5 protein-coding genes are annotated in these 5430 nt (G+C 74.0%); 2 read left to right on the top strand and 3 right to left on the bottom strand.

The window, feature by feature from the left end; translation table 11 throughout:
• Window positions 1–22: 22 nt before the first annotated feature.
• The gene (locus tag AOK22_RS31240; protein ID WP_055702083.1) at window positions 23–1009 is read right to left on the bottom strand and encodes a MerR family transcriptional regulator; all 987 of its coding nucleotides are present in this window, start codon (window positions 1007–1009) and stop codon (window positions 23–25) included.
• Between the two features lie 98 nt (window positions 1010–1107).
• On the opposite strand from AOK22_RS31240, the gene AOK22_RS31235 reads away from it, so the two are divergent.
• Window positions 1108–1746: an RNA polymerase sigma factor gene (locus AOK22_RS31235; RefSeq protein WP_079036939.1), complete on the top strand. Its 639-nt coding sequence runs from the start codon at window positions 1108–1110 to the stop codon at window positions 1744–1746.
• 79 nt (window positions 1747–1825) lie between these two features.
• On the opposite strand, the gene AOK22_RS31230 is transcribed toward AOK22_RS31235, so the two are convergent.
• Window positions 1826–3199, bottom strand: a complete 1374-nt coding sequence (locus tag AOK22_RS31230) for a cryptochrome/photolyase family protein (RefSeq protein ID WP_055702082.1) — start codon at window positions 3197–3199, stop codon at window positions 1826–1828.
• Window positions 3200–3427: 228 nt separating this feature from the next.
• Here AOK22_RS31230 and lplAB point away from each other — a divergent pair, with 228 nt between their 5' ends.
• Window positions 3428–4492, top strand: a complete 1065-nt coding sequence (gene lplAB, locus AOK22_RS31225; RefSeq protein ID WP_055702081.1) for a lipoate-protein ligase LplAB — start codon at window positions 3428–3430, stop codon at window positions 4490–4492.
• A 34-nt stretch (window positions 4493–4526) separates the two neighbouring features.
• Here lplAB and AOK22_RS31220 read toward each other — a convergent pair whose 3' ends face one another.
• Window positions 4527–5219, bottom strand: a complete 693-nt coding sequence (locus AOK22_RS31220; protein WP_157872330.1) for a DUF4232 domain-containing protein — start codon at window positions 5217–5219, stop codon at window positions 4527–4529.
• Window positions 5220–5430 lie beyond the last annotated feature (211 nt).

Below are 5430 nucleotides of genomic sequence, written 5' to 3'. Positions count from 1 at the left end.
CCTCAAGCCCCCTCAAGCCCCCTCAAGCCACCAACAACGACTCGATCCGATCCGCCGCCGTCCGCAGCGCGGTCAGACGCTCGACCCCGGGCGCGTACCCCTCCGCCGCCATCGTCCAGCCGGGCCCCGCGACCAGCACGACGGGATGCGTACGGGCGCCGCGTACGCCGCGTTCCACCCGGGACACGAGGTGGACGAGCGCGCGGTCGGCCGTGCCGCGCGAGTGCGCCCAGAGGACGACCACCGAGGGGCCGATGCGCCGCACCGCCTCGTAGAGCGCCTCCGCGGGCAGCGCGGCGCCGAACATCCGCATGGGCAGCCCCCGTTCGCGCAGGACCGCGCCGAGCGCCTCCAGCGGAAGCGTGTGCTGTTCGCCGGGCGCGCAGGCCAGCACCACGGGCGCGACGGGCGACAGGGCGGCGGCGGGCGCGACGGCGGCGCAGGTGCCCGGGGCGTGGCGCAGGGCCGAGGAGACGTGCCAGGAGAGCAGGTGCTCGACCTCCACGTAACGCTCCCCGGACGACGCCCACTTGCGTCCGATGGCGTGCAGGGCGGGTGCCATGACCTCCTCCCAGCCCGTGGTGAAGCCGTGCTCGCGGATCGTGGCCCGCAGCTGCGCCTCGACGGCGGGCCCGTCGAGCCGCACCGCCGCGCGGGCAAGCCCCCGGCACTCCTGGCGGACGTTGCCGAGCGGGAGACTGCCGGGGTCGTCCCCGTGCCGCCCCCGGGAGGCCTCCGTCACGGCCTGCTGCAGGGCCACGCGCGCGGCTTCGGCCGGCGGCACGCCGAGCGCCGTCAGCCGGCACATCTCCTCGACCCGCCGCACGTCGACGGGGGTCCAGCGCCGATGACGGCCCTCCTCGCGGTGGACGGGCCCGATGCCGTACCGCCGCTCCCACGAACGCAGCGTGGTCGGCGCGACCCCCAGTCTGCGGGCGACGGATCCCGTGGTCAGCGCGGCGTCGGCATCGCTCCGCAGGGTGGGTCCGGGCATCCGTGAAGCACTCATCCGGCGACCATACGACGCACAAACGCTGCGAGTTGCCGCCTCTCACGGACTGTCACCAATCTGAGCGGACATCGGCCACGGTACGAGGAGTGAGCGACATGACGGTGGTCAATTCCGTTGCCCGGGACGGCTTTCCACAGGGGAAGGACGCCGGGGACCAGTTCGGGGACGCCGAGCTCGCGGCCGGCTTCGCCGCCGGTGACGAACACTGCCTCACGGCGGTCTACCGGCGCTGGAGGCGGCTCGTGCTCGGGGTCGCCGCACGTGCGCTGGGCGACGGCCCGGACGCCGAGGACGTGACGCAGCAGGTGTTCCTCGCCGCCTGGCGCGGCAGGCACGGCTACCGGCCCGGCGCCGGGGGCCTGAGCGGCTGGCTGATGGGCATCACCCGCCACAAGATCGCCGACGCGCTCGCCGCGCGCAGCAAGCGCGCCCTGATCGTGGCCGCCGTGAGTGCCCGCCAGGAGGTGACCTCCACCGTCGGCCCGGTCACCGAGCAGGCCCTGGACCGGCTCCTCGTCCAGCGTGAGCTGGCGAGTCTGCCGTCCGCGCAGCAGATGGTGCTGCGGCTGGCGTTCTACGCGGACCTGACGCAGGCGCAGATCTCGGAGCGGACCGGCCTGCCGCTGGGCACGGTCAAGAGCCATACGCGGCGCGGACTGCAGGCCCTGCGCGAGGGCCTCGGCCGGGCCGAGGCCCGTCCCCGCCGCTCCGAGACGTCCGGCCGCGCCCTGTGACGGAGCCGTCCGGGCAGCGGCCGTGGAGCCGCGCCGGCCGTCCGCCCCCACTCCCGCTGGGGGCGGACCCCGTCCACCGTCAGTCGATGCCCCGCGCCTGCTTGAACCGGCTGAGCCCGTCGGCCAGTTCGACGATCGGGTCCGGGTAGTCGTACTGTGCCCGCTCCAGCCCGTGGAGCTTCCACGGCTCGTGCACCGAGGCGCCCTTGAGGCCGTCCAGTTCGGGCACCCAGCGGCGTACGTAGGTGCCGTCCGGGTCGTAGCGCTTGGCCTGGAGGACGGGGTTGAGCACCCGGTTGGGCCGGCTGTCCGTGCCGGTGCCCGCCATCCACTGCCAGTTGAGCTGGTTGTTGGCGACGTCGCCGTCGACCAGGAGCCGCTGGAAGTGACGGGCGCCCACCCGCCAGTCGACGTAGAGCGTCTTCGTCAGGAAGCTGGCGGTCAGCAGCCGGCCGCGGTTGTGCATCCAGCCCTCGTGCCGCAGCTGGCGCATCGCCGCGTCGACGACCGGATAGCCCGTGCGCCCCTCCCGCCACGCGCGGATCTCGTCGGCCGCCGACTCCTCCGAGCGCCACCGGTCGCCGCGCGTGCGGTAGTCGGCCTCGGCCGTCCGCGGCCTGGCCGCGAGCACCTGGTGGTGGAAGTCGCGCCAGCACAGCTGGCGGATGAAGTCCCCGGCGCCCTCGGAGCCGCGGGCGCGGGCGCCGTGCACGAGTTCGGTGCTCGACAGCGTGCCGAAGTGCAGGTGGGGCGAGAGCTTCGAGGTGAGGTCGCCCGCGAGGTCGTCGTGGTGGTCGCTGTAGCCGTCGATGCCGTCGCGCAGCCACGCCTTCCACTGCGTCCGTCCGGCGCTCTCGCCGCCGCGCGCGAGCCCCGGCGAGACGTCCTCGACGTCGTCGCGCGCGGGCAGCGGGTCCGAGCGCACGTGGTCCGGTACGCGCACACTGCGCGGGGCACCGAGCACCGCCCGTACGCCCTGGTCGGACCAGCGGCGGAAGTACGGCGTGAAGACGGCGAAGTGGTCGGAGTTCGCGGGGGTCACGGCGCCGGGCGGCACCACGGTGACCACGGCCTCGTGGACGTACAGGCGCCGCCCGTCCCACTCCAGGGCCTCGCGCAGCCGGCGCTCGCGGTCGTGCGCGTACCGGCTGACGCCGGCCGCCATGTGGACCTCGTCGGCGTCCGTCGCCGCCACGACGGCCCGCACCTGCTCGACGAGGTCGCCGGTGCGCAGCACCAGACGGCCGCCGCGCTCGCGCAGCTGCTCGTCGAGGTCGGTCAGGCAGTCGGCGAGGAACGCCTCCCGGTTCGGCCCCACCGTACCGGTCCCGGCGATGGCCCGGTCACGCACGAACAGCGGGACCACGGCGTCCGACCCCGAGACGGCGGCGCGCAGCGGCGGATGGTCGTGCACCCGCAGGTCCGAGGTGAACAGGACGACCGAGACGTTCATGGTGGGGCTCCAGGGGCTGTGCCGGCGCGGGACAGTGCTCGCCGCCAGTTCGCACTGCCGGCGCTGCTGCCTCTTCTCACCGTTCTTCGGCCGGTCGGCCCCGCAGGGATGCACTCCCGGTGGACGCTTCGGCGCCCGACCGGACATTCCGGGGCTCGGCTAGCGTTGGGGGACGATTCGGAACATCGAGCCGAGGGCGCTGCGCCCCACGGGCATGGAGGAAGCACGGTGCACGGTGAGTACAAGGTCCCCGGCGGCAAGCTCGTCGTGGTGGACCTGGACGTCGAGGACGGCGAGCTGCGGCACACGCGCGTGGCCGGTGACTTCTTCCTCGAACCCGACGAGGCGCTCGACGCGATCAACGGCGCCCTCGACGGCGCCCCCGCCGACACGGACGCGGCGGGCCTGGCCGCCCGCATCGACGCCGTGCTCCCCGAAGGCACCGTCATGTACGGCCTGACGTCGGAGGGGATCGGCGTCGCCGTGCGCCGCGCCCTCGCGCACGCGACGGACTGGACCGACTACGCCTGGCAGCTGGTGCACGAGGGGCCGCAGCCGCCCGCGCTGCACATGGCGCTCGACGAGGTACTGACCCAGGAGGTGGCGGCGGGCCGGCGCCCGCCGACGCTGCGCGTGTGGGAGTGGGCCTCTCCCTCCGTGATCATCGGCAGCTTCCAGTCGCTGGCGAACGAGGTCGACCCGGAGGGCGCGGCCCGGCACGGCATCGACGTCGTGCGGCGGATCTCCGGCGGCGGCGCGATGTTCGTGGAGCCCGGCAACACCATCACGTATTCGCTGTCCGTGCCCGAGGCGCTCGTCCAGGGCCTCTCCTTCCAGGACAGCTACGCCTACCTCGACGACTGGGTGCTCGGCGCCCTCGCCGACATGGGGATCAAGGCGTGGTACCAGCCGCTGAACGACATCGCGACGGAGGCGGGGAAGATCGCGGGCGCCGCGCAGAAGCGGACCGTGGCGCCCGGCGGCGGGGCGGGCGCGGTGCTGCACCACGTGACGATGTCGTACGACATCGACGCGGACAAGATGCTGGAAGTGCTGCGCATCGGCAAGGAAAAGCTGTCCGACAAGGGTACGAAGAGCGCGAAGAAGCGCGTCGACCCACTGCGCCGTCAGACGGGTCTGCCGCGCGAGGCGGTCATCGACCGCATGATCGATTCCTTCCGCGGCCGCTACGGCCTGACGCCGGGCAAGGTCACCGACGAGGAGATGGCGCGCGCCCAGGAGCTCGTGCGGACCAAGTTCTCGACCGCCGAGTGGACGGCCCGGGTGCCCTGATCCACGGGGGCGGTACAGCCGGGGGTGCGGGGCCTCAGGGCCGCGAGGCGTCGCCCGGCCGGGCCCCGTCCGGCCCGGCGCCACCCGGCCCGTCGTCGTCCGACGGGCTCTTCTGCCAGGCGGTCGTGCCGAGCATGCCCGTCTCGCCGATGTCGAGACCGCCGTCCGGCTCGATGGTCTGGCGGGGCGCTCCCTTGGCGGGACCGATCTCCACGTAGACACCGCTGCCGCTCTTGGTGGCCGCGTCCACGGCCGAGTACCGCCACACCAGTGAGGTGTACGCGGACTCCCCCGGCTTGAGCGTGACGCGGCTCGGGCCCGGGTCGTCCATGGTGGTGACCGGCTCGGTCCCCTTGAGCACCGTCACGTCGAACAGCCGGCGGTCCACGCCGCGCACGCGGATGTCGGGGTAGCCGTTCAGCTCGCGCACGCCCTTGCCGCAGTTGGTCGCGGTCACCGACATCGCGCGCAGCCCCATGGCCGCGGTGACCATGCCCGGCGACATCGTGACGCCCGACTCCGGGCAACCCTCGGGGGCGGGAGAGGGGCCGTTGGGCGCCGAGGCGGACGGTGCGGGAGCGGACGGCGCCGGGTCCGGCCGCGTCGCCACGGGGCTCGGCTCGCGCTCCGGGTTCGCCTCGCGGTCCAGCTCCTCGGAGAGCCCGCACCCGGCCAGGAGCAGCGCGGCCGCCGCGAGGGCCGCGGCGCGTCTGAGCGATCTCGGCATGACGGTCACTCAGAGATCATGCCATGGCCCCGGTTTGAGGCTGTTTACGGCCAATTCCCGTACCGGCCACGGCTCCTGCCACCACAGGCGGCCGCGGCCGAGGGAGACCACATGAGCACGCGCCCCGACGCCCGCCGGGAAGGCATCCGGAACGAGCCCCGACGAGGGCCGCGGCGGGGCCGGTCGAGCATGCGTGCTACCGATCACCGCG

Source organism: Streptomyces silaceus (assembly GCF_001419745.1).
GTDB lineage: Bacteria > Actinomycetota > Actinomycetes > Streptomycetales > Streptomycetaceae > Streptomyces > Streptomyces silaceus.
The sequence above is the reverse complement of the archived record's forward strand: the minus strand, read 5'-3'. Positions and strand labels throughout refer to the sequence as shown.

Coding starts and splice junctions, on each gene's coding strand:
- AOK22_RS31240 (WP_055702083.1), bottom strand. CDS start 1,009: ATGAGTGCTTCACGGATGCCCGGACCCACCCTGCGGAGCGATGCCGAC.
- AOK22_RS31235 (WP_079036939.1), top strand. CDS start 1,108: ATGACGGTGGTCAATTCCGTTGCCCGGGACGGCTTTCCACAGGGGAAG.
- AOK22_RS31230 (WP_055702082.1), bottom strand. CDS start 3,199: ATGAACGTCTCGGTCGTCCTGTTCACCTCGGACCTGCGGGTGCACGAC.
- AOK22_RS31220 (WP_157872330.1), bottom strand. CDS start 5,219: ATGCCGAGATCGCTCAGACGCGCCGCGGCCCTCGCGGCGGCCGCGCTG.